Consider the following 18,345-nt stretch of genomic DNA (forward strand, 5'->3'; position numbering starts at 1 on the left):
AACCCTAATCCGCCAAGCGCCGCCAATAACACTTACTTCGTCACACGATCCCAACCGGCCCGCACCGCCTCCTTGAACTTTTCCCAGTTCGACTGCGGATAGGTATTCTCCCAGGTCGTGCGCAGCTCGGGCTCGGCGTGCTCCCAGGGCTTGCCTTGATACGTCGGGCTGCCGGCCATCGATTCGCCATATTGATATGCCGGGTTGTATTCCTGATAGGTGCCGCCTGTGTAGGTCTTCTCCCAGTGCGACCGGAAATATTCGTCGCCGTCGGTGTCGCCGCGCAGAATGTTCAAACTATCCTGATTAGCCTGACTATCGAGCTCGTCAACCCGCTCGCCGCGCATGATATTCAAGCTGTCCTGATTGGCGCCGGCGGCGACATCGCGCGGATAGATGCGCATGCCGCTGCGCTGGACCGTGCGCTGTCCCTCGGCCAGCGGATCGCCGGCGAACGGGCCGTCCGGCGAAATCACTTCGCCGCGCTGCAGCGAGCCCTGCGTCAGCATGCCCTGCTCGGAGCGGACGAACTCGACCGCCTCTTCGCGCGGACGGATGCCGTGCGGCTCCGGGGCGCTTTGCAGCGCAGGCTCGGGCGTGCTTTGCGAGCCGCCGAACGAGGTCTGCTGCATGCCGGTGCCGCTGCGCAGGATTTCCGCGCCGGTCCAGCCGCTGGCGCGCCACATGGTTTCATGCTCGTCGATGTCGATTGGGTTGAAGTCTTCGACGATGTCGGCGGCCAGGTCGGCCTTGGCCAGGTCCTCGGATTCCACGGTCAGCACCGTGTGTCCGCGGTTCAACGCTTCCGCGTAAACATGACGGTCGGCGTGCTCGCGGCCGATCAGTTCGCTGAACATCTGCTTGATGTTGCCCAGGATCGATGCGTCGTCGTCGATGCGCGCGCGGCCGGCGGCGCTGCCGGAATCGCTAATCTTGATATTGCCGCGATCGAAGCCATTCAAGATCAGTTCTTCCTGAGCCTGGGTGGCCTCGGCGCGGGTTTCAAATACGGCTGCCAGTGTGTGGGTCATGATGGGCTCCTCGGTTAAACGGATGAGATCGATACGAAAAATCAGTCTACGTGGTAAGCGGCAAACTCAGCGCCCGCTTGCCTTCAGGAAAACCAGGCGCGCGTTTTTCTAAGCGGCAAACGGGCGCTGGTCGGCGCGGCGCCGACGTAGACTGGGTATCCCGTTTCTAGCGCCGGCACACCTCCAAATGGCCAACGAATCCCACACTCCACCGCCGCACGCCGCAGAAGGCGAACCGGTCACGCTGCCCGTGTATCAGGAGCAAGTGCACGTGCGCACGCGCCTGGCCGAGACCGGCCGTGGCGTGCGCGTTCACAAGCAAGTGCGTAGTCATCCGCATCAGGTTGATCAGACCTTGTGGCGTGACGAGCTCGATATCCGGCACGTGCCGGTCGACCGTATCGTCAGCGCGCCCCCCGCCGCGCGCTACGATGCCGACACCTTCATCGTTCCAGTGCTCGAAGAAGTGCTGGTGGTGGAAAAGCGCTACCGGATCAAGGAGGAACTACACATTACACGGCAGCGTCACGCCAACCGGCACCAGCAGACGGTGCCGCTGCGCGCGGAGCACGTGACGGTCGAGCGCTTCGACGACGGGAACGGCGGGCAACCCTCATCCACTCTCACCAAGGAAGCAACCATGGCACATACACTGGCGGCAGTATTCGAACAACGCGGCGATGCCGAACGCGCAAAGGCAGAGCTGCTCAACGCAGGTTTCGGCAGCGATACCGTGCGGCTGGCCTCGGGCACCGGCACGCAGACGCAAGACGGCGCCGACGACAGCATCGGCGGCAGCATCATGCACTTTTTCAGCAGCATCTTCGGCAACGACGAACACGCCGACAGACATACCTACACCACCGCCATCAACCGCGGCAACACCATGCTGACGGTCGAAGCCGCCACCGAGGACGAGATCGAACGCGCTGCGGACATTGTCGAGGGCTTCGGCCCGATCGACATCGACGAGCACCAGGGGATGACGGGGCATGTTCCGCAGCCGCAAGCCTACCAGGGCGCGCATCAGGGCAGCCAATCGGCCATGTCCGGCTCGATGCAGGAAGCGCAAATATCGGCTGCCGGCGACATGCAAGGCGCGCCATCGACAGTGGCGGGCGAGACCTTGGGCGCGCGGTCGGCAGCGTCCGGCATCATGCAAGGTACGCAGTCGACGAATGTGGGTTCAATGCAAGGCGCGCAGTCGGCAGATGTGGGTTCGTTGCAAGGCGCACAGTCGACGGATCTGGGCTCGTTGCAGGGCACGCCATCGTCCGAGGTTGGCTTGATGCAAGGATCGCAGTCGTCGGAGGCGGGCGCCATGCAAGGCGCGCAGTCACTGGACACGGACGCGATGTCAGGCACGCAGCCTGCGTCGGCCGGCATCACGCAGGGCGCGCAGTCGGCCCAGCCGGGCTCGATGCAGCGCACCACCGCCGAGGAACAGGCGATCCCCGTGATCCAGGAGGAGCTCAAAGTCGGCAAGCGAACCGTGCAGCGCGGCGGCGTACGTGTCTATCAGCGCGTGATCGAAACCCCGGTGCAGGAAGACATCACCCTGCGCGAAGAGCACGTCACCATCGAGCGCCATCCGGTGGACCAGGCCATCGCGCCGGACCAGGTGCCCGCGTTCCAGGAAAAGTCGTTCGAGCTGCGCGAAAGCGCCGAAGAGGCTGTGGTGCAGAAGACCGCACACGTGGTCGAGGAGGTCGTGGTCGGCAAAGATGTGTCGCAACGGCAGGAGCAGATCAACGACACCGTGCGCAGCACCGACGTCGAGGTCGAACAAATCGCGCCCGAGACGGACACCCACTTCCGCTCGCACTGGCAAAACAACTACGCCAGCGCCGGCGGCGCCTACGAGGACTACGACCCGGCCTACCGCTACGGCTCGTCGATGGCGTCCAACGCTTCCTACAAGGGCCGGCAGTGGAACGACGTCGAACCGGAACTGCGCAGCAACTGGGAAAGCAGCTATCCGCAATCGGGGTGGGAAAAATTCAAGGCGGCTGTCCGCGAAGGCTGGGATCGCATGACGGCCTGATGCGGTCGTGTCCGCCTTATAATGAGGGGATACCCTCATTCAGGATAACCGGACATGCTCAAAACCGCCCAGCGCATAGCGGCCACGTTGTTGACGATCTTGCCGCTATGCGCCTCGACCGGCGCGCACGCGGCGCCGGGGGAATACATCATGATCGCGCCGCTGGACCAGGCCATGCCGATCGTGCGCTTCGAGAACGGCATCCTGACGGGCGGCATCCTCAAGGACCTGGGCGACGCCATGGCGAGGCGGCTGGGGCGGCGCGCGGTCTATATCAGCGTCGACGTGCCGGGGGTAAAGCAAGTGCTGACCAGCGGCCGCGCCGACGGCATGTGCTACGTGATGCCGTTCTGGATCGATGGCGACTACAACTGGAGCACGCCGCTGCTGCCGGACACTGAAATGGTCGTCGCGCGTGGCGACGCACCGCCGGTCGAATCGCTGCGGGCCCTGCGCAACAAGCCGGTCGGCACGGTGGCCGGCTACCGGTATCCACGCATCGAGCAGGTGCTGGGCAAGGGGTTCACGCGCATGGACGCGATCACGATCGAGCAGAATATCCAGCAGATCCTGGCCGGCAAGACGCAGTACGCCGTCATCGGCGAGACCACGATGTCCTACCTGCAGCGCCAGCATCCGGCGCTGCATTTGCGTCCAGAGCTGGTGTTTATCAATTTCAAGGCGCAATGCGCGTTCTCGCGCAAGTCGCAGGTGCCTTTCGGTCAAGTCAACAGTGTCATAGAGACCATGCTGAAGGACGGCAGCATCGACCAGATTCTGGCGCGCTACCGGTGACTCACGCGCCGAGTGTATCGGCCCAGATATTGCGCGCCCAGTTCATCGCATACTGTCCCTCCAATGCGCTCGGTCCCGCCGACACGCCACCCGAACCGGACACCACCAGCAGCGTCTTCTGCTCCGCGTTATAAGCGTGCACAGACGCCACGTGAATCACATCCGTGTCCGACACGAAGCTGTAGCAAGTATTGGTCAGCATCGGGTGCGGATCGGGCGCGCGGCCGTTGAGCAAATCCACCACCGCCGCCGCACACACCTTGGCATGCTGGTTGGCCATGTGCGCCGACTTGGGCATCAACGGCGACACCTGAATCGCATCCCCCAGCACGTGGATATTCCTGGCCTGCGTCGATTCGAAACTGAGAAAATCCACGCCACACCAGCGGCCGTTGGCGTTAGCCAGGCCACTTTGCACCGCGATCGACCCTGCCCGCTGCGGCGGAATCACATTAAGCACGTCCGCCCGCACCCGATCCCCCAGCTCCGACACCGCCGTGCGCGTTCCCGCATCGATATCGGCGGTTCTAAACGACGGCCGGTATTCGATAATGCCGCCATACCGCTCCTTCCACACTTTCTTAAATAGCGGCCCCTTGGACACCACGTCGTCATTCGCATCCAAAATCAGCACCTTCGATTTCGGCTTAAAGCGGCTGAAGTAGAAAGCGATCTGCGACGCGCGCTCGTACGGCCCCGGAGGACAGCGATACGGCGCCGGCGGAATGGTCACCGCGAAGACGCCGCCGTCGGGCATCGATTCCAGCTGCGCGCGCAGCGCGACGGTTTGCGCGCCGGCCTTCCACGCATGCAGCACCGCCTCGCGCGCGCCGGGTTTCAACATGCCGGGCAGCTGGTCCCACATGAACTCCACTCCCGGCGAGACGATCAGCCGGTCGTACGACAGCGTCTGCCCGCCGGCCAGCGCCAGCGTACGTTTGCCGGCGTCGATGGCGGTCACCGTATCGCGCACGATGCGCACGCCATGCTTGCCCGCCAGTGCGTCATACGACAGCGACAAGTCGGCGATGCCGCGCGAACCGCCCAGCACCAGATTCGATAGCGGGCAGGAGATGAAACCGGCATCCGGTTCGATCAGGGTTACGTCGATGGCGCCCTCGCTCCACATGCGCACGTAACGGGCGGCGGTGGCGCCGCCGTATCCGCCGCCGACCACCACCACCTGCGGACGCGCCTTGCCGCCGATGCTGGCGCAACCGGCGGACGATGCCAGCAAGGCGCCTGCGCCTGCGGCCTGGATGAATTGGCGGCGTTTCATGGCGTCGCTTTCTTCTGCGCGGCAAAGAAGGCCGCCAGCAGTTCGATCTGCTCGTCGGTGTAGCCCTTGGCGATTTGGGTCATGATGGTTGACGGTCGCGTGCCGGATTTGAAGGCGCGCAGGCTGGCGGCCAGATTTTCGCGGGGCTGCCCGGCCAGACCGGGTAGCGTGGCGAAATTCGGCGCGTTTTTGGTATCGCCGTTGGTGCCGTGGCATGCCGCGCAGTTGGCGGCGAGGCGCGCGCCGGCGGAGATGGTTGTCGCGCCGGCGTTGGTGGCGGCCAGCGACAGTCCCGCCACCGTTAAGATTTTGAAGAACATAGCCATCCCCTAAGCATGCGTTGAACGCAAAAATAACCTCACCACGGGGACGTGTTACGGCCTTACCCCTGGCGTCTCCATCTTCATTCCCTTGTCGCGAACGGCCAGCCAGGCTTCCAGGTCCACCAGCTCCTGTGCGCCAAACGCCGGCACCTCGGCGCGCACGCCGCTCATGCAATTGCGCAGGCGACGCTGCAACGATCCCATCGCCTGCCACTCGAGCCGATAGATCGGATACGCGGCGGCATGCGCTTCTGGTATCGTGCTGCCGGCCAGCCGTTTGCCCGCCTGCTGGTCGTGACACTGTGCGCACGACAAATTCAATTGACCGATACGCTGCACATACAAGGCCTTGCCGCGCACGGCCGCTGCCCTGGTCCCCGCATCTTGCGGCGGTTCCACCGGCATGCCACGCGACTGCATCGCCACATACGCCTCCAACCCGATCAGCTCCTCGCTCTCCACCCGCAGCGCCGGCGCCTGCTGTTTCCGCTCGCGACACATATTGATGCGCTGACCCAGATTGATCGTCATCTTGCTACCGGCGTGAAAAGCAGGGTAGCGCGCAGCCACGCCGCGCATGCTCTGCTTCGCCTCGCCGTGACAGCTGGCGCACGACTTGCCGCTCTTGCCGGCGGCGGCGCCCCACTGCGCCTCGCCGCCACTGATCCATAGCATCGCGGGATTGAGCGTGTCGTCACGCTGCATCGCCTGCGTAGATGCGCTCATGAACTCACTGCCGGAGCGGCGCGTATCCTGCGCGCTGGTCGCGCCCAGCATCAACACGCCGGCAAGGCAGCACGCAGCGCCGCCCAGTCGCCGGTTCATGCCGGCCCCACCGTCAAATTCATCTTCTCCGTCTGGGCGAAACCCTGGTCGCCCTCCCACGTGAACTCCAGCGTCCCCGTCTCCGTCGCGATGGTGAAGAAGCTGATATACGGATTGGCCGATATCGCCTGATGCAGCTCGGCGCCAAACACCTGCTCACCGTCGTAGCGGCATACAAACTTGCGGATGATGTCGCGTGGGATAAGCTTGCCGTCGGCGCCGGGGCGGTACCCCGTCTCCATCGGATGCCCGATCAACGCACGGATCTCGATCACTTCGCCGCGTTTGGCCGTCGCCGGCATGTGGATCAATGCGCGCGCCATCAGGGAGCCTCCCCTTCGATGCAGGCCGCCAGCGCCACGATCACGCTCACGGATGCGGACCGGTAGCTACCGTCGCTCATGCGCGCCACCGCCGTCAGTTTCTGCGATGTGGCCAGCCGTATGCGCGTGGATACCTGCGCCTTGCCGGCGCGCGGGCCAAGTGTGAACACCGCCACATCGGTCTGCGGATTGCGCTCGTTGAAAATGGCGATCGCGCTCACATGGTCGGCGGCGGTCATCGCGCTATCGACGGTAATCGTCACCGGCACCGCGTTGCCGTTGTCGATCAGCTGTGCGATATCGAACGTCACCTTGCCTTCGGTCGGCTTGACGCCGCCGGTGAAGGTATCGATCGCCGCAGCCATCTCCTCGGTGTTGGCGAAAGCCGGGCGCACCAGCGCCAGCATCGCCAGCCCGGTGCCTGCGGCGGCCAGCATGTCGCGGCGCTTCATGGTGTTTGCTCCTTCAGCGTCAGCAGCCAGGCCACAACGTCCTCGATCTGCTGCGCGGTCAATATCGTCTTGTCCCGAAAGGCCGGCGCCACGCGGTTCAGGCCATCGGTTTTGAAATAGGAAGGCATGATCGTCAACGGGTTGAAATGGCTGGCGTCGACGATGCGCAACCGAAGCTGTGCCGCGCTCCAGCGCTGGCCCGCGCCTTGCAGGTCGGGCGCCAGATTGCCCTGGAAGCGCTCCTCGGGAATCGGACCGGTATGGCACAACAGGCAAAGGCTGGCCTGCCGGTTCGCCACCAGCGCGCGGCCACGCACCGCATCGCCGGCAACCGCGCCGGTCAACGGTGCGGCGATACCGTCGCCGGAGACCGCATAGCCCGGATCGGCGGCGGCAGGCCGCGCGATAGCCAGCGCCACCAAGGCGACGCAGCCGGCCAGCGCCAGCCGGCCGACATCCTTGCCACCTATGCGCGCCGCCACGCCGCCACCCTTCCTACGCCTTCTTCAAACTGTGGTTCTTCAACGGCAGGTCGCGTATCCGCTTGCCGGTGGCGGCAAAGATCGCGTTCAGCACCGCTGGCGCGGCCACCGCGATGGTCGGCTCGCCCACGCCGCCCCAGAATCCGCCCGACGGCATGATGATGGACTCCACCTTCGGCATCTCGTCGAGCTTGAGCACCGGATAAGTATCGAAGTTGGTCTGCTCGATCTGACCATCCTTCAAAGTGCATTCGCCGTACAGCGACGCCGACAGCCCATACACGAACGAACCTTCGATCTGCGCCTCGATCTGCTGCGGATTGACCGCGTAACCCGGATCGGTCGCCGCGATAATGCGCAAAACCTTCACTTTGCCCGTCTTCTGGTCGACCGATACCTCGGCACATGCGGCAACGTAGCTGCCAAAGCCCATCGTCTGCGCCAGGCCGCGATAGACGCCCTTCTTCGCCGGCTTGCCCCAGCCGGCCTTTTCAGCCACCGCGTTGAGCACCGCCAGATGCTTGGGATGCTCGGCCATCAGCTTGCGGCGCAGCGCCAGCGGGTCCTGTTTGGTCGCGAAGGCTATCTCGTCGAGGAAGCATTCCAGGTAAATCGCATTCTGGTTCAGGTTCACGCCGCGCCAGAAGCCCGCCGGCACCGGCGGATTGCGCATCGCGTGATCGATCAGCAGATTCGGGAACGAATAACCGATCGACGCCTCCGGTCCCGGCGCGTTAAGCCCCTGGAACACCACAGGGTCCTTGCCATCCTTGATCGCCATGCCGAGCGAAGCGAGGATCGACTGGCCGGCGATGCGCATGTGCAGGCCAGTGATATTGCCCTTTGCATCCAGGCCGGCGGTCAGCTTGCACTGGGTGATCGGATGGTAGCGGCCATGCTGCATGTCCTCTTCGCGGGTCCAGATCAACTTGACCGGCGTGCCCGGCATCTCCTTGGCGATCTTCACCGCCTGCGTCACCCAGTCGTGCGAGGCGCCGCGCCGGCCAAAGCCGCCGCCCAGGTGCATCTTGTAGACGTCGCACTTGGCCGCCGGCAGCCCCGCCGCCTCGGACGCCGCCGCCAGCGCGGCCTCGCCGTTTTGCGTCGGCGTCCATACTTCGCAGCGTTCCGGGGTCCAGATCACGGTCGCGTTCATGGTCTCCATGGTCGCGTGGTTCTGCCACGGATACGAATACACCGCCTCGATGGTGCGCGCCGCCGACTTGATCGCCGCCCTGGCGTCGCCATTGGAGTTGCCGACCACCGCATCGGGCGCGTCGAGCGCCGCCTTCAAGGTTGCCGCCACGTCCTTGCTCGACAAATTCGCGTTCGGGCCCTTGTCCCATTCAATCGGCAAGGCATCGAGCGCCGACTTGGCGCGCCACCAGGTGTCGGCCACCACCGCCACGGCGCTGTCGCCGACCTTGATCACCTTCTTCACGCCGGGGCGCTTTTCGATCGCGCTGGCGTCGAAGCTCTTGACCGTCCCGCCGAACACCGGGCAATCCTTGATGGCGGCATTGAGCAGGCCGGGCATCTTGATGTCCATGCCGTAGATTTGCGCGCCGGTGGTCTTGTCCACCGTATCGAGGCGCGCCAGGCGCTTGCCGACCAGCTTCCAGTCTTTGGGGTCCTTGAGCATCACCTCGGCCGGAGGGCTCAGCTTCGACGCCGCCTCCGCCACCTTGCCGTAGCTGATGGAGCGTCCGCTCGCCTCGTGCGTAATCACGCTGACGGCGGCCACGCACTCGGACGACGGCACCTTCCACGCATCAGCCGCCGCCTGCACCAGCAAGATGCGCGCCGTGGCGCCACCCTTGCGCACCAGGTCATGCGACTCGCGGATGCCACGGCTGCCGCCGGTGGAGAAGCTGCCCCAGACGCGCTTGCGCGCCAGGTTCTGTCCCGGGGTCGGATATTCGGTGGTGACTTTGCTCCAGTCGGCGTCGAGCTCCTCGGCCACCAGCTGCGCCAGGCCTGTCAGCGTGCCCTGGCCCATTTCGGAGCGGGCGATGCGGATCACAATGGTGTCGTCCGGCTTGACGACCACCCACGCGTTGACCTCCGGCGTGCCCTTAGAGGAGGCCGGCGCACCCTGCGCCACCGCCTCGAACGGAATATGAAACGCCACCACCAGGCTGCCGGCGGCCGCGCCCTTCAAAAAGCCCCGGCGCGAAACGGAGCCTGGCAATACGGTCACGCCGCTCATGCCTTGCCTCCTTCCACATGCTGGATATTGAGGCCGGCGCTTTTCGGATCGCCGCCCTTGACCACCACATGGATCGCCGCGCGCACCCGGTTGTAGGTGCCACATCGACAGATATTGGTCATCGCCATATCGATATCGGCGTCGGTGGCCTTCGGCTTTTCGCGTATCAGCGCGGCGGCGGCCATGATCATGCCGGACTGGCAAAAGCCGCACTGCGGCACGTCCAGCGCCGCCCAGGCTTTCTGGATCGCGTGCGAGCCGTCCTTGGACAGCCCCTCGATGGTGGTGATCTTTTGTTCGGCGGTGACGGTGGACACCGGCCGCACGCAGCTGCGCGTCGGCTCGCCGTCGATATGCACGGTGCAGGCGCCGCACTGCGCCACGCCGCAGCCGTACTTGGTGCCGGTCAGCCCCAGTTGCTCGCGTATGACCCACAACAGCGGCGTGTCTTCCTCCGCCTCGAATTCGCGTACCACGCCGTTGACGTTCAGTTTAGCCATGCACTTCTCCCTGGATTTTGATAGCCGGAATACACCGCTGGTGATACTACACCCACTACATCAACTCTGCAGCATGCATGAAATATTTCCATTCTTGACTTGGATCAAAGTTTTTCGTGCTCCAGATCAATAGACTTTGAAACGTACCGAGTGACCACACAACGACGACATCAAAGAGGAAGTGAAATGAGCAAGACCAGAGCAATCGCAGCAGCAGTACTGGCCACCCTGAGCCTGACGGGTGTAGCAATGGGCAACGCGGTGGCGCAAGAGTCGCCATGGCTGGTGCGCGTGCGCGCCGTGCATCTGGACACGGCCGACAAGTCGGCCCCGATCGGCGGCGTTGGCGCGTCGGACCGCCTCACCGTCAGCGACAAGACCATCCCCGAATTCGACGTCTCCTACTTCTTCACCCCCAATCTGGCGGCGGAGCTGGTGCTGACCTATCCGCAAAAGCACGACGTCTATCTGGACGGGACCAACATCGGCAGCTTCAAGCACCTGCCGCCGTCGCTGCTGGTGCAGTACCACTTCACGCCGGACGCGCCGTTCAAGCCCTACGTCGGCGCCGGCATCAACTACACCACGCTGTCCAAGGTGCGCCTGCTCAACGGCGCGGCCAGCCTGGAACACGACAGCGTGGGGCTGGTGCTGCAGGCCGGCGTCGATTACGCCATCGACAACCAATGGTCGCTCAACTTCGACGTCAAGAAAGCGCAGATCCGCAGCGACGTGATGATCGGCGGCGCCAAGGCCAGCCGCGTCAAGGTCGATCCGTTGATGATCGGCGTGGGTGTCGGCTACCGCTTCTAAGTTAATTTAGACCGCCGAATACCGTGCCGCCATTTTCTGTGCGCGGAACGCTTCCGTCATAAAATCCACGAACGCCCGCGTTTTCGCGGGCATTAATTTTTGGCTGGTGAAGTACAGCGAGATGGCGCCAACGTCGAGATACCAGTCCGGCAGCACGCGTTGCAGCGCGCCGCTTTCCAGATGCGATTCCAGATCGGTCATCACCAGCGTCGCCACGCCCATGCCCATCAAGGCCGCAGCGACGATCGCATCGGGATCGTTGAGGAACACGCGCGGCCGCAGCAGCGCCGACATGCCGTCTCCCGCCCGGTTGCGCATCTCCCACGACTTGGCCCTGCCGCTCTGTGGCGAGCGCATGACGATCGCGTCGAAGTCCGCCAGGTCCGCCGGCGTGACCGGCGGTATGCGTCCCTCCAGGTAAGCCGGCGACGCCACCGCCACGCCATGCGCCGGCATCAGCTCGCGCGCCACCACGCCCGGCGACAACTCGAAGCCGCCGCCGATCGCCGCATCGAAGCCGCCGGCCACCAGATCCACGCGACGGTTTTCCAGATGGATGTCCAGGGTCACCTCCGGATAGCGCGCCACAAACGCCGGCATCAGCGGCAGCACGTGACGGCGGCCGAAGCCCGGCGCCATGCTCAGTTTCAGCACGCCGGCCGGCTCGCCCGCCTTGGCCGTGACTTCCGCGATCGCGCCCTGGATGCCGTCCAGCCCCGCGCCGACGGAGTTGAGAAACCGTTCGCCGGCCTCGGTCAGCGTCAGCCCGCGCGTGGTGCGCTGGAACAGGCGCACGCCCAGGTTGCGCTCAAGCTGCGCCACATTGCGGCTGACGGCGGCCGGCGTCAGTGCCAGGCGGCGTGCTGCCGCCGAAAAACTGGACGATTCGGCGCTGCGGACAAAAGATTCAAGATTGGACAGCGTTTCCATGGACGAGGCTTTCAACGTTTGCTTGAAGCTGATACTACCAAGCCACGACTACCCGTAGCAAGTGCGGACGGCCATACTGAACTCATCGCAACCAAACATTGAAAGGAAACACACCATGAACATCTCCATCATCGGCGCAGGCGCCATCGGTTCGGCCATCGCACGCAACCTGTCCAAAGCCGGCATCGCCGCCTCCATCGCCAACAGCCGTGGTCCGGAATCGCTGGCCGCGCTGCACCAGGAGCTGCCGTCCATCCGCCCCGTCACCATCGAAGAAGCGGCCAAGGCCGACGTGGTCTTCCTCGCCGTGCAGTGGAGCCGCATCCCCGACGCGGTGCGCAGCCTGCCCGCATGGAATGGCCGCATCGTCGTCGACGCCAACAACGCGATCGAAGCGCCGTCGTTCAAGGCGGTGGACCTGGGCGGCCGCGCATCGAGCCTGGTGCTGGCCGACCTGCTGCCGGGCGCCCGCGTCGTCAAGGCCTTCAACCATCTGGGCGCCGCGCTGCTGCAAAGCGATCCGCAAGCGGAGGGCGGTCGCCGCGTGCTGTTCTACTCGGGCGACGACGCCGACGCCAAAAAAACCGTCGGCCAACTGATCGACCAACTGGGCTTCGCCGGCGTCGACCTGGGCACCGTCGATGGCGGCGGCCGACTGGCGCAGTTCCCCGGCGGCCCGCTGCCGGTCCTCAATCTGGTCAAATTCGGCTAACGTTGCTGCACCACGACAGCGCATTCCTTTAATGGGCACGGGCGCGTATATTGAGATACTTGCCTGTGTGAAATCAAAGGAATGCCGCCATGACCCTCGACCACGTAAAAATCGGCACGCGCCTCGGCGCCGGCTTCGCCATCGTCCTGGCGCTGCTTGTCGCCGTGCTGGTGCTGGGACTCGGTTCCATGAGCCGCATCGGCAGCAGCACCCAAGACATCATCGAAGACAAGAATGTCAAGATGGAAGCGGCCAACCACATGGTCGACAGCGTCCGCGATGTCACGCTACACCTGACCAATATCGTCGTGGTCCCGAGCACGCCGGAAGTCAACGCCGAGCTGCAGAAAATCGACGAGGCGCGCAAGAAGTATGGCGAGGCGAAAAAAATCCTGTCCGGGCGCGCTACGGACGACAAGGAAAAGGCCATGCTGGCCAACCTGGACGCGCTGATCGCCGACGGCGCCGCCAAGAACAACAAGGTGATCGAGCTACGCAAGGAAGGCGAGATCCAGGACGCCACCGCCTACCTGACGCAGACGGCCGCCCCCAGCCTGCAGGGCGTGCTCAAGGTCTTGAACGACATCGTCGCCCTCGAAAGCGCCGAGGCCAAACAGGCGGGCGACGACGTCGAGGCGGTGCTGCGATCGGCGAAGCTGCTGCTGGTGGGTCTCGGCGTGCTGGCCGTGGCGCTGGGCGCCGCGGTGGCGTGGTTCATCACGCGCTCGATCACGGTGCCGCTCAACGCCGCCGTCGACCTGGCCGAAACGGTGGCCGCCGGCGACCTGTCGACCCGCATCGAAGTGAGCGCCACCGACGAAACCGGGCGGCTGCTGAGCGCTCTCAAGGCCATGAACGATAGCCTGCTCAATGTCGTCGGCCAGGTACGGCAAGGCACGGACACCATCACGGTCGCCTCAAATGAAATCGCCGCCGGTAACATGGACCTGTCATCGCGCACCGAGCAGCAAGCCAGCTCGCTGGAGGAAACCGCGTCGTCGATGGAGGAGCTGACCTCCACCGTCAAACAGAACGCCGACAACGCGCGCCAGGCCAACACGCTGGCGCGCAGCGCGTCGGAAGTGGCCAGCAAGGGCGGCGCCATCGTCGCCCAGGTGGTCGACACGATGGGATCGATCAACGCCTCGTCGCGCAAGATCGTCGACATCATCTCGGTCATCGACGGCATCGCCTTCCAGACCAATATCCTTGCGCTGAACGCGGCGGTGGAGGCGGCGCGCGCCGGTGAACAAGGGCGCGGCTTCGCGGTGGTGGCGTCGGAAGTGCGCAACCTGGCGCAACGTTCGGCGGCGGCGGCCAGGGAGATCAAGCAACTGATCTCGGCCTCGGTGGCCAACGTCGACGACGGCTCCAAGCTGGTCAACGAGGCCGGCCAGACCATGGGCGACATCGTCGCCAGCATCCAGCGCGTGACCGACATCATGGGCGAGATCACCTCGGCCAGCCAGGAGCAGACCATGGGCATCGAACAGATCAACGTCGCCATCACGCAGATGGACGAGGTCACGCAGCAGAACGCGGCGCTGGTGGAGCAGGCGGCGGCCGCGTCGCAGAGCATGCAGGAGCAGGCCGAAGCGTTGGCCAGGGTGGTCGGTTTCTTCAAAACGGGCGCGGCGGCGCCGACGCTGCGGGTTGCACAGCCGGGGACGGCTATAATGTTGCAAACTCGATAGTACCGACCGGAACCCGCCCATGCGCAAGATACTGATAGTACTGATGTCCCTGATGCTGACGGCGTGTGTCGACGACAGCGCTTCGTACTACCCGGAAACCGGCAATAGCGAGCACGTGATGACGGTGCACCGGTCGCAGAAGTATTTCTGGAGCAGCCAGAGCAGTGTGGAACTGATCATGCAGCATTTGCCGCAATGCTTGCGCAGGATCGAGCTGTCGGACATGCCCGCCGACGATGTCGAGATCGAGTTGCTGTCGGGCGGGGATAATGTGTGGACCCTGCGCGCCGGCGGCGAGATGTGGCAGGTCGAGACGCAAACCTGCACGCAGTATCCGGATGTCAAAGGCGACGGCGGGGAACTGATCGGCGTGTTCCGCGTGGACGGGGGCAAGCTGGTGTTTGAAGCGGCCGTGCTGGAACCGGCGCAGTAAAAAACTCGACGGATGCCCGGGGAACAAGCCGTGCCTGCCCCCCGGTCCTATCTTAACGCGACAACGCCACCCGGCGCGGCGCCGGCCTCGCTGCCGCGCGCGGCTGATGGATGGCAACACTCTGCTGCGGCTGGTCGCCGCTCAGCTTGAACCGGCTCACCAGCTCGGCCAGATTGCCAGCCTGCTCCTGCATGCTGCCCGCCGCAGCGGCGGCTTGCTCCACCAGCGCCGCGTTCTGCTGCGTGACCGAATCCATCTCGGTGATCGCCGTATTGACATGGCCGATCCCGGTGCTCTGCTCGCTCGACGCGGCCGTGATCGCCGACATGATCTGCGTCACGCGCGACACGCTGGCGACCACCTGATCCATCGTCGTTCCGGCCTCGGCCACCAGCGCGCTGCCGGCGCTGATGCTGTCCACCGACGCGTTGATCAGCTCCTTGATCTCCTTGGCCGCGCCGGCCGAGCGCTGCGCCAGGTTGCGCACCTCGGAGGCCACCACCGCGAAGCCACGGCCCTGCTCGCCGGCGCGGGCCGCTTCGACCGCCGCGTTCAACGCCAGGATGTTGGTCTGGAACGCGATGCCATCGATGACGCTGATGATGTCGACAATGCGCGTCGCCGACGCGTTGATCGTATCCATCGTCTGCACCACCTGCGACACCACCTTGCCGCCTTTTTCCGCGACGGCCGAGGCCGACATGACCAGCTGATTGGCCTGCACCGCGTTATCGGCGTTCTGCGTGACGGTGGAGGTCAATTCTTCCATCGACGCAGCCGTCTCTTCCAGCGAGCTGGCCTGCGATTCGGTACGGGCCGACAAGTCCATATTGCCCGAGGCGATCTCGCCCGAGGCGGTGGCAATGGTGTCGGCGCTGCGGCGGATCTCGCCGATGGTCTCGGCCAGCCGACCCTGCATCGACTTCATCGCGAACAGGATGCTGGCGTTGTCGCTCGCGTGGGTCTTGATCGACGCGCTCAGGTCGCCGCCGGCGATCTGCAGCGCGACCTTGCTGACGTAATCCGGGTCGCCGCCGATGGTATGGCGCAAGCTCTTGTTGACCAGGCTGACGATCGTCCACAGCAGCACGCACACCGCCGCCAGCAATCCGGCCGACTTCAACAGCGAGGCTTGAAAGGCCGCGTCGATGTCATCCATGTACACGCCGGTGGTCAAGTCCCAGTTCCACGGGGCGTAATGCTGCACGCGGCTCATCTTGGGCACCGGCACGGTGGTGTTCGGCCGTGTCCACCAGTAGCGCACGAAGCCGGCGCCCTCCGGCGAGGCGCCTGCGCCACGGATGTCGCGGTATAAATAGGTGCCGTTCGGGTCCTTGAAGTCGACCATGTCCTTGCCATCGTTTTCCGCCTTGAACGGATTCATCAGCGACACGGTGCCGCTGGTGATGGTGATATAGCCGTCCTTGCCGTAGCGCAGACCCTTGATCAGCGCCATCGCTTGCTTTTGCGCCTCTTCCTTGGTCATCGTGCCGGCGGCGGCCTTGTCGCCGAACTGTTTGACGATGCTCAGGCCGGCATCGTCGATGTGGCGCAATTCGTTGCTGCGTTCTTCGATGCGCAGGCTGCGGACCTCGAACGTCTGATACAGGAAGATGGCGGTAATGCACAGCAGGCTGCAAATCAATGGCACCCACAGCTTCTGCTGGAAAGATAATTTATTCATAAAAGTCTCCTGTTTTCCACAGGAAACTATACCGAAAAACGTTAAATGCCGGGAGTGATAACGCTACCTTGTTGTTTATATGGGAATGCGTAACGAACACTCAACAATAAAAACGGGCGCGGCGATCTTTATCGCTGCGCCCGTTTGCTGAGGATGCGTTACCCGGCGGCCCATGCCGCGCCGGGCACGTCGAAAGAGATACTTATTGTGTGCTACCGCCTTGAGCGGCTTTGGCGGCCATTTGCGCCTTCACATCGGCTTTGCGGGCGCTCGGCGTCATGTAGGCGGGGTCGTCGTAGGCTTCGTTATGGTCCAGCGCGCCAGCGTTGCGCGCGGCCACGGTCTGCGCTTTGACGTCGGCGCGGCTCAGGGCGCTCGGCGAGGCGTTCGCGAACGATTGCGTGATCGTCAGTTCGTTCTGGTCCAGCTGGCCGGCGGCGCGCGCGGCGACGGTCTCGGCAATGACTTGTTCACGGGTCAATTGGCCCGACGGTGCCTGGGCGAAAGCAGCGCCGGCGGCAACCAGCAGGGAAACCGATGCGATGATGGATTTGACGTTCATGGTAGTGCTCCTTATCTGATTAACTGCATGCTCCGGAGAGCGCTGTTCGGCGATGTTGCGGAACGTGTTGCGTTGTGTTCGTCGATAAGTTCATCTTAGTATTAAGTTTTCAGATAAAAAAGCGCAATTTTCCGGTCAAATCCATCCGATTATCCGATTTGACAGCGTTTTCAGCCTTTTTCGCTGTCGAGCACAGAGGTGGAATGGGCGTTGTAGCGATCGCCGGCGGCCGCATCGGCGGGCACCGCCTGCTCCAGCCGCGCCAGATCGGCTGCCGACAGTTGAACGGCGTTCGCCCCCAGCGCCTCCGTCAGGCGGGCCCGGGTACGGGCGCCCACCAGCGGAACGATGTCCTCGCCCTGCGCCGCCACCCAGGCGATCGCCACTTGCGCCACCGACACGCCCAGCTCGTCGGCGATGGCGCGCACTTTTTCCACCAGCCCCAGGTTGTGGTCAAGGTTCTCGCCCTGGAAGCGCGGGCTGGCCAAACCACGGAAATCGGCTTCGCCGGCGCGTTGCTTGCTCCAGTGTCCACTGATCAGGCCGCGCGACAGCACGCCATAGGCGGTGATGCCGATGCCCAGCTCGCGGCAGGTTTGCAGGATGCCATCCTCAAGGCCGCGCGAAATCATCGAATATTCGATTTGCAGATCCGAGATGGGATGCACGGCGTGGGCGCGGCGCAAGGTCTCGCTGCCCACTTCCGACAGCCCGATGTGGCGCACCCGGCCCGCCTTGACCAGCTCGGCGATGGCGCCGACGGTCTCCTCGATCGGCACCGTCGGATCCAGCCGCGCCGGACGGTAGATATCGATATGCTCCACCCCCAGCCGCTTGAGGCTGTAGGCGGCAAAGTTCTTCACGGCCGCCGGCCGGGCGTCGTAGCCGATCCAGTTGCCGGCAGGATCGCGCATCGCGCCGAACTTGACGCTGATGTTGACGTTGTCGCGGCCGGCCGCCCGCAGCGCCTCGCCCAGCAGCAATTCGTTGTGGCCCATGCCGTAGAAATCGCCGGTGTCGAGCAGGGTGACGCCGGCGTCCAGCGCGGCATGAATGGTGGCCAGGCTTTCGGCGCGATCCGCCGGACCGTACAGGTCGGACATGCCCATCAATCCCAGGCCCAGTTGCGAGACTTGCGGGCCAGTGCGGCCGAGTTTGCGTGTTTGCATGATGAAGCTCCAGAGAGAGTAAGTGAGAAGGAAGCGGAGAAGTCATTATGCTATTATCGATCGAGATAATAAATATGCGCGAATC

Annotated in this window: 19 protein-coding genes; 6 read left to right on the top strand and 13 right to left on the bottom strand. The window is 64.2% G+C overall.

Annotated features, from left to right (window positions below; genetic code table 11):
* Positions 1 to 32: 32 nt before the first annotated feature.
* Positions 33 to 1,031, bottom strand: a complete 999-nt coding sequence (locus ACZ0BA_RS21300; protein WP_463453167.1) for a hypothetical protein — start codon at positions 1,029 to 1,031, stop codon at positions 33 to 35.
* A gap of 187 nt (positions 1,032 to 1,218) precedes the next feature.
* Between ACZ0BA_RS21300 and ACZ0BA_RS21305 the strand changes: the two genes are divergently transcribed.
* Both ACZ0BA_RS21305 and ACZ0BA_RS21310 read left to right on the top strand, forming a co-directional pair.
* Positions 1,219 to 3,075 carry a YsnF/AvaK domain-containing protein gene (locus ACZ0BA_RS21305; RefSeq protein WP_463453168.1) on the top strand — a complete coding sequence of 619 codons (1,857 nt, stop codon included), beginning with the start codon at positions 1,219 to 1,221 and terminating at the stop codon, positions 3,073 to 3,075.
* Between the two features lie 54 nt (positions 3,076 to 3,129).
* Complete coding sequence (locus ACZ0BA_RS21310) at positions 3,130 to 3,870, top strand: substrate-binding periplasmic protein (RefSeq protein WP_463453169.1); 741 nt, start codon at positions 3,130 to 3,132, stop codon at positions 3,868 to 3,870.
* A 1-nt stretch (position 3,871) separates the two neighbouring features.
* On the opposite strand, the gene ACZ0BA_RS21315 is transcribed toward ACZ0BA_RS21310, so the two are convergent.
* From ACZ0BA_RS21315 to ACZ0BA_RS21350, 8 genes are read right to left on the bottom strand one after another with little or no spacing between them, the layout of a single operon-like run.
* A complete protein-coding gene (locus ACZ0BA_RS21315; RefSeq protein ID WP_463453170.1) occupies positions 3,872 to 5,149 on the bottom strand; it encodes an FCSD flavin-binding domain-containing protein in 1,278 nt (425 codons plus the stop codon).
* Positions 5,146 to 5,469, bottom strand: coding sequence for a c-type cytochrome (locus ACZ0BA_RS21320; protein ID WP_463453171.1), 324 nt, complete (start codon positions 5,467 to 5,469; stop codon positions 5,146 to 5,148). The genes ACZ0BA_RS21315 and ACZ0BA_RS21320 overlap by 4 nt, the downstream gene beginning before the upstream one ends.
* A gap of 54 nt (positions 5,470 to 5,523) precedes the next feature.
* Positions 5,524 to 6,297: a sulfur oxidation c-type cytochrome SoxA gene (soxA, locus tag ACZ0BA_RS21325; RefSeq protein ID WP_463453172.1), complete on the bottom strand. Its 774-nt coding sequence runs from the start codon at positions 6,295 to 6,297 to the stop codon at positions 5,524 to 5,526.
* A complete protein-coding gene (gene soxZ, locus ACZ0BA_RS21330) occupies positions 6,294 to 6,620 on the bottom strand; it encodes a thiosulfate oxidation carrier complex protein SoxZ (RefSeq protein ID WP_463453173.1) in 327 nt (108 codons plus the stop codon). The genes soxA and soxZ overlap by 4 nt, the downstream gene beginning before the upstream one ends.
* A complete protein-coding gene (locus ACZ0BA_RS21335) occupies positions 6,620 to 7,072 on the bottom strand; it encodes a SoxY-related AACIE arm protein (protein ID WP_463453174.1) in 453 nt (150 codons plus the stop codon). The genes soxZ and ACZ0BA_RS21335 overlap by 1 nt, the downstream gene beginning before the upstream one ends.
* Positions 7,069 to 7,554, bottom strand: coding sequence for a sulfur oxidation c-type cytochrome SoxX (soxX, locus tag ACZ0BA_RS21340; protein WP_463453175.1), 486 nt, complete (start codon positions 7,552 to 7,554; stop codon positions 7,069 to 7,071). Before soxX ends, ACZ0BA_RS21335 begins: the two co-directional genes overlap by 4 nt.
* A gap of 13 nt (positions 7,555 to 7,567) precedes the next feature.
* Positions 7,568 to 9,763 carry a xanthine dehydrogenase family protein molybdopterin-binding subunit gene (locus ACZ0BA_RS21345; protein ID WP_463453176.1) on the bottom strand — a complete coding sequence of 732 codons (2,196 nt, stop codon included), beginning with the start codon at positions 9,761 to 9,763 and terminating at the stop codon, positions 7,568 to 7,570.
* Positions 9,760 to 10,263: a (2Fe-2S)-binding protein gene (locus ACZ0BA_RS21350; protein ID WP_463453177.1), complete on the bottom strand. Its 504-nt coding sequence runs from the start codon at positions 10,261 to 10,263 to the stop codon at positions 9,760 to 9,762. Before ACZ0BA_RS21350 ends, ACZ0BA_RS21345 begins: the two co-directional genes overlap by 4 nt.
* Positions 10,264 to 10,449: 186 nt before the next feature.
* On the opposite strand from ACZ0BA_RS21350, the gene ACZ0BA_RS21355 reads away from it, so the two are divergent.
* Entirely contained in the window at positions 10,450 to 11,076 is a 627-nt protein-coding gene (locus ACZ0BA_RS21355) for an OmpW/AlkL family protein (protein ID WP_463453178.1), read from the top strand.
* Between the two features lie 6 nt (positions 11,077 to 11,082).
* On the opposite strand, the gene ACZ0BA_RS21360 is transcribed toward ACZ0BA_RS21355, so the two are convergent.
* Positions 11,083 to 12,006: a LysR family transcriptional regulator gene (locus tag ACZ0BA_RS21360; protein WP_463453179.1), complete on the bottom strand. Its 924-nt coding sequence runs from the start codon at positions 12,004 to 12,006 to the stop codon at positions 11,083 to 11,085.
* Between the two features lie 115 nt (positions 12,007 to 12,121).
* On the opposite strand from ACZ0BA_RS21360, the gene ACZ0BA_RS21365 reads away from it, so the two are divergent.
* From ACZ0BA_RS21365 to ACZ0BA_RS21375, 3 genes are all read left to right on the top strand, one after another.
* A complete protein-coding gene (locus ACZ0BA_RS21365; RefSeq protein ID WP_463453180.1) occupies positions 12,122 to 12,718 on the top strand; it encodes an NADPH-dependent F420 reductase in 597 nt (198 codons plus the stop codon).
* Between the two features lie 89 nt (positions 12,719 to 12,807).
* Complete coding sequence (locus ACZ0BA_RS21370; protein WP_463453181.1) at positions 12,808 to 14,412, top strand: methyl-accepting chemotaxis protein; 1,605 nt, start codon at positions 12,808 to 12,810, stop codon at positions 14,410 to 14,412.
* A gap of 19 nt (positions 14,413 to 14,431) precedes the next feature.
* A complete protein-coding gene (locus ACZ0BA_RS21375; protein WP_463453182.1) occupies positions 14,432 to 14,845 on the top strand; it encodes a hypothetical protein in 414 nt (137 codons plus the stop codon).
* Positions 14,846 to 14,897: 52 nt separating this feature from the next.
* On the opposite strand, the gene ACZ0BA_RS21380 is transcribed toward ACZ0BA_RS21375, so the two are convergent.
* From ACZ0BA_RS21380 to ACZ0BA_RS21390, 3 genes are all read right to left on the bottom strand, one after another.
* Positions 14,898 to 16,529 (bottom strand): methyl-accepting chemotaxis protein, encoded by a 1,632-nt coding sequence (locus tag ACZ0BA_RS21380; protein ID WP_463453183.1) that lies wholly within the window; start codon positions 16,527 to 16,529, stop codon positions 14,898 to 14,900.
* Positions 16,530 to 16,731: 202 nt separating this feature from the next.
* A complete protein-coding gene (locus ACZ0BA_RS21385; protein ID WP_463453184.1) occupies positions 16,732 to 17,091 on the bottom strand; it encodes a DUF4148 domain-containing protein in 360 nt (119 codons plus the stop codon).
* Positions 17,092 to 17,261: 170 nt separating this feature from the next.
* Positions 17,262 to 18,260 carry an aldo/keto reductase gene (locus ACZ0BA_RS21390; RefSeq protein ID WP_463453185.1) on the bottom strand — a complete coding sequence of 333 codons (999 nt, stop codon included), beginning with the start codon at positions 18,258 to 18,260 and terminating at the stop codon, positions 17,262 to 17,264.
* Between the last annotated feature and the right edge of the window lie 85 nt (positions 18,261 to 18,345).

Source organism: Duganella sp. AC917, from assembly GCF_979258245.1.

Excerpts from the sequence above, each read along its gene's own strand:
- ACZ0BA_RS21300 (WP_463453167.1), bottom strand. The coding sequence starts at position 1,031 with ATGACCCACACACTGGCAGCCGTATTTGAAACCCGCGCCGAGGCCACC.
- ACZ0BA_RS21305 (WP_463453168.1), top strand. The coding sequence starts at position 1,219 with ATGGCCAACGAATCCCACACTCCACCGCCGCACGCCGCAGAAGGCGAA.
- ACZ0BA_RS21310 (WP_463453169.1), top strand. The coding sequence starts at position 3,130 with ATGCTCAAAACCGCCCAGCGCATAGCGGCCACGTTGTTGACGATCTTG.
- ACZ0BA_RS21315 (WP_463453170.1), bottom strand. The coding sequence starts at position 5,149 with ATGAAACGCCGCCAATTCATCCAGGCCGCAGGCGCAGGCGCCTTGCTG.
- ACZ0BA_RS21320 (WP_463453171.1), bottom strand. The coding sequence starts at position 5,469 with ATGTTCTTCAAAATCTTAACGGTGGCGGGACTGTCGCTGGCCGCCACC.
- soxA (WP_463453172.1), bottom strand. The coding sequence starts at position 6,297 with ATGAACCGGCGACTGGGCGGCGCTGCGTGCTGCCTTGCCGGCGTGTTG.
- soxZ (WP_463453173.1), bottom strand. The coding sequence starts at position 6,620 with ATGGCGCGCGCATTGATCCACATGCCGGCGACGGCCAAACGCGGCGAA.
- ACZ0BA_RS21335 (WP_463453174.1), bottom strand. The coding sequence starts at position 7,072 with ATGAAGCGCCGCGACATGCTGGCCGCCGCAGGCACCGGGCTGGCGATG.
- ACZ0BA_RS21345 (WP_463453176.1), bottom strand. The coding sequence starts at position 9,763 with ATGAGCGGCGTGACCGTATTGCCAGGCTCCGTTTCGCGCCGGGGCTTT.
- ACZ0BA_RS21350 (WP_463453177.1), bottom strand. The coding sequence starts at position 10,263 with ATGGCTAAACTGAACGTCAACGGCGTGGTACGCGAATTCGAGGCGGAG.
- ACZ0BA_RS21355 (WP_463453178.1), top strand. The coding sequence starts at position 10,450 with ATGAGCAAGACCAGAGCAATCGCAGCAGCAGTACTGGCCACCCTGAGC.
- ACZ0BA_RS21360 (WP_463453179.1), bottom strand. The coding sequence starts at position 12,006 with ATGGAAACGCTGTCCAATCTTGAATCTTTTGTCCGCAGCGCCGAATCG.
- ACZ0BA_RS21365 (WP_463453180.1), top strand. The coding sequence starts at position 12,122 with ATGAACATCTCCATCATCGGCGCAGGCGCCATCGGTTCGGCCATCGCA.
- ACZ0BA_RS21370 (WP_463453181.1), top strand. The coding sequence starts at position 12,808 with ATGACCCTCGACCACGTAAAAATCGGCACGCGCCTCGGCGCCGGCTTC.
- ACZ0BA_RS21375 (WP_463453182.1), top strand. The coding sequence starts at position 14,432 with ATGCGCAAGATACTGATAGTACTGATGTCCCTGATGCTGACGGCGTGT.
- ACZ0BA_RS21380 (WP_463453183.1), bottom strand. The coding sequence starts at position 16,529 with ATGAATAAATTATCTTTCCAGCAGAAGCTGTGGGTGCCATTGATTTGC.
- ACZ0BA_RS21385 (WP_463453184.1), bottom strand. The coding sequence starts at position 17,091 with ATGAACGTCAAATCCATCATCGCATCGGTTTCCCTGCTGGTTGCCGCC.
- ACZ0BA_RS21390 (WP_463453185.1), bottom strand. The coding sequence starts at position 18,260 with ATGCAAACACGCAAACTCGGCCGCACTGGCCCGCAAGTCTCGCAACTG.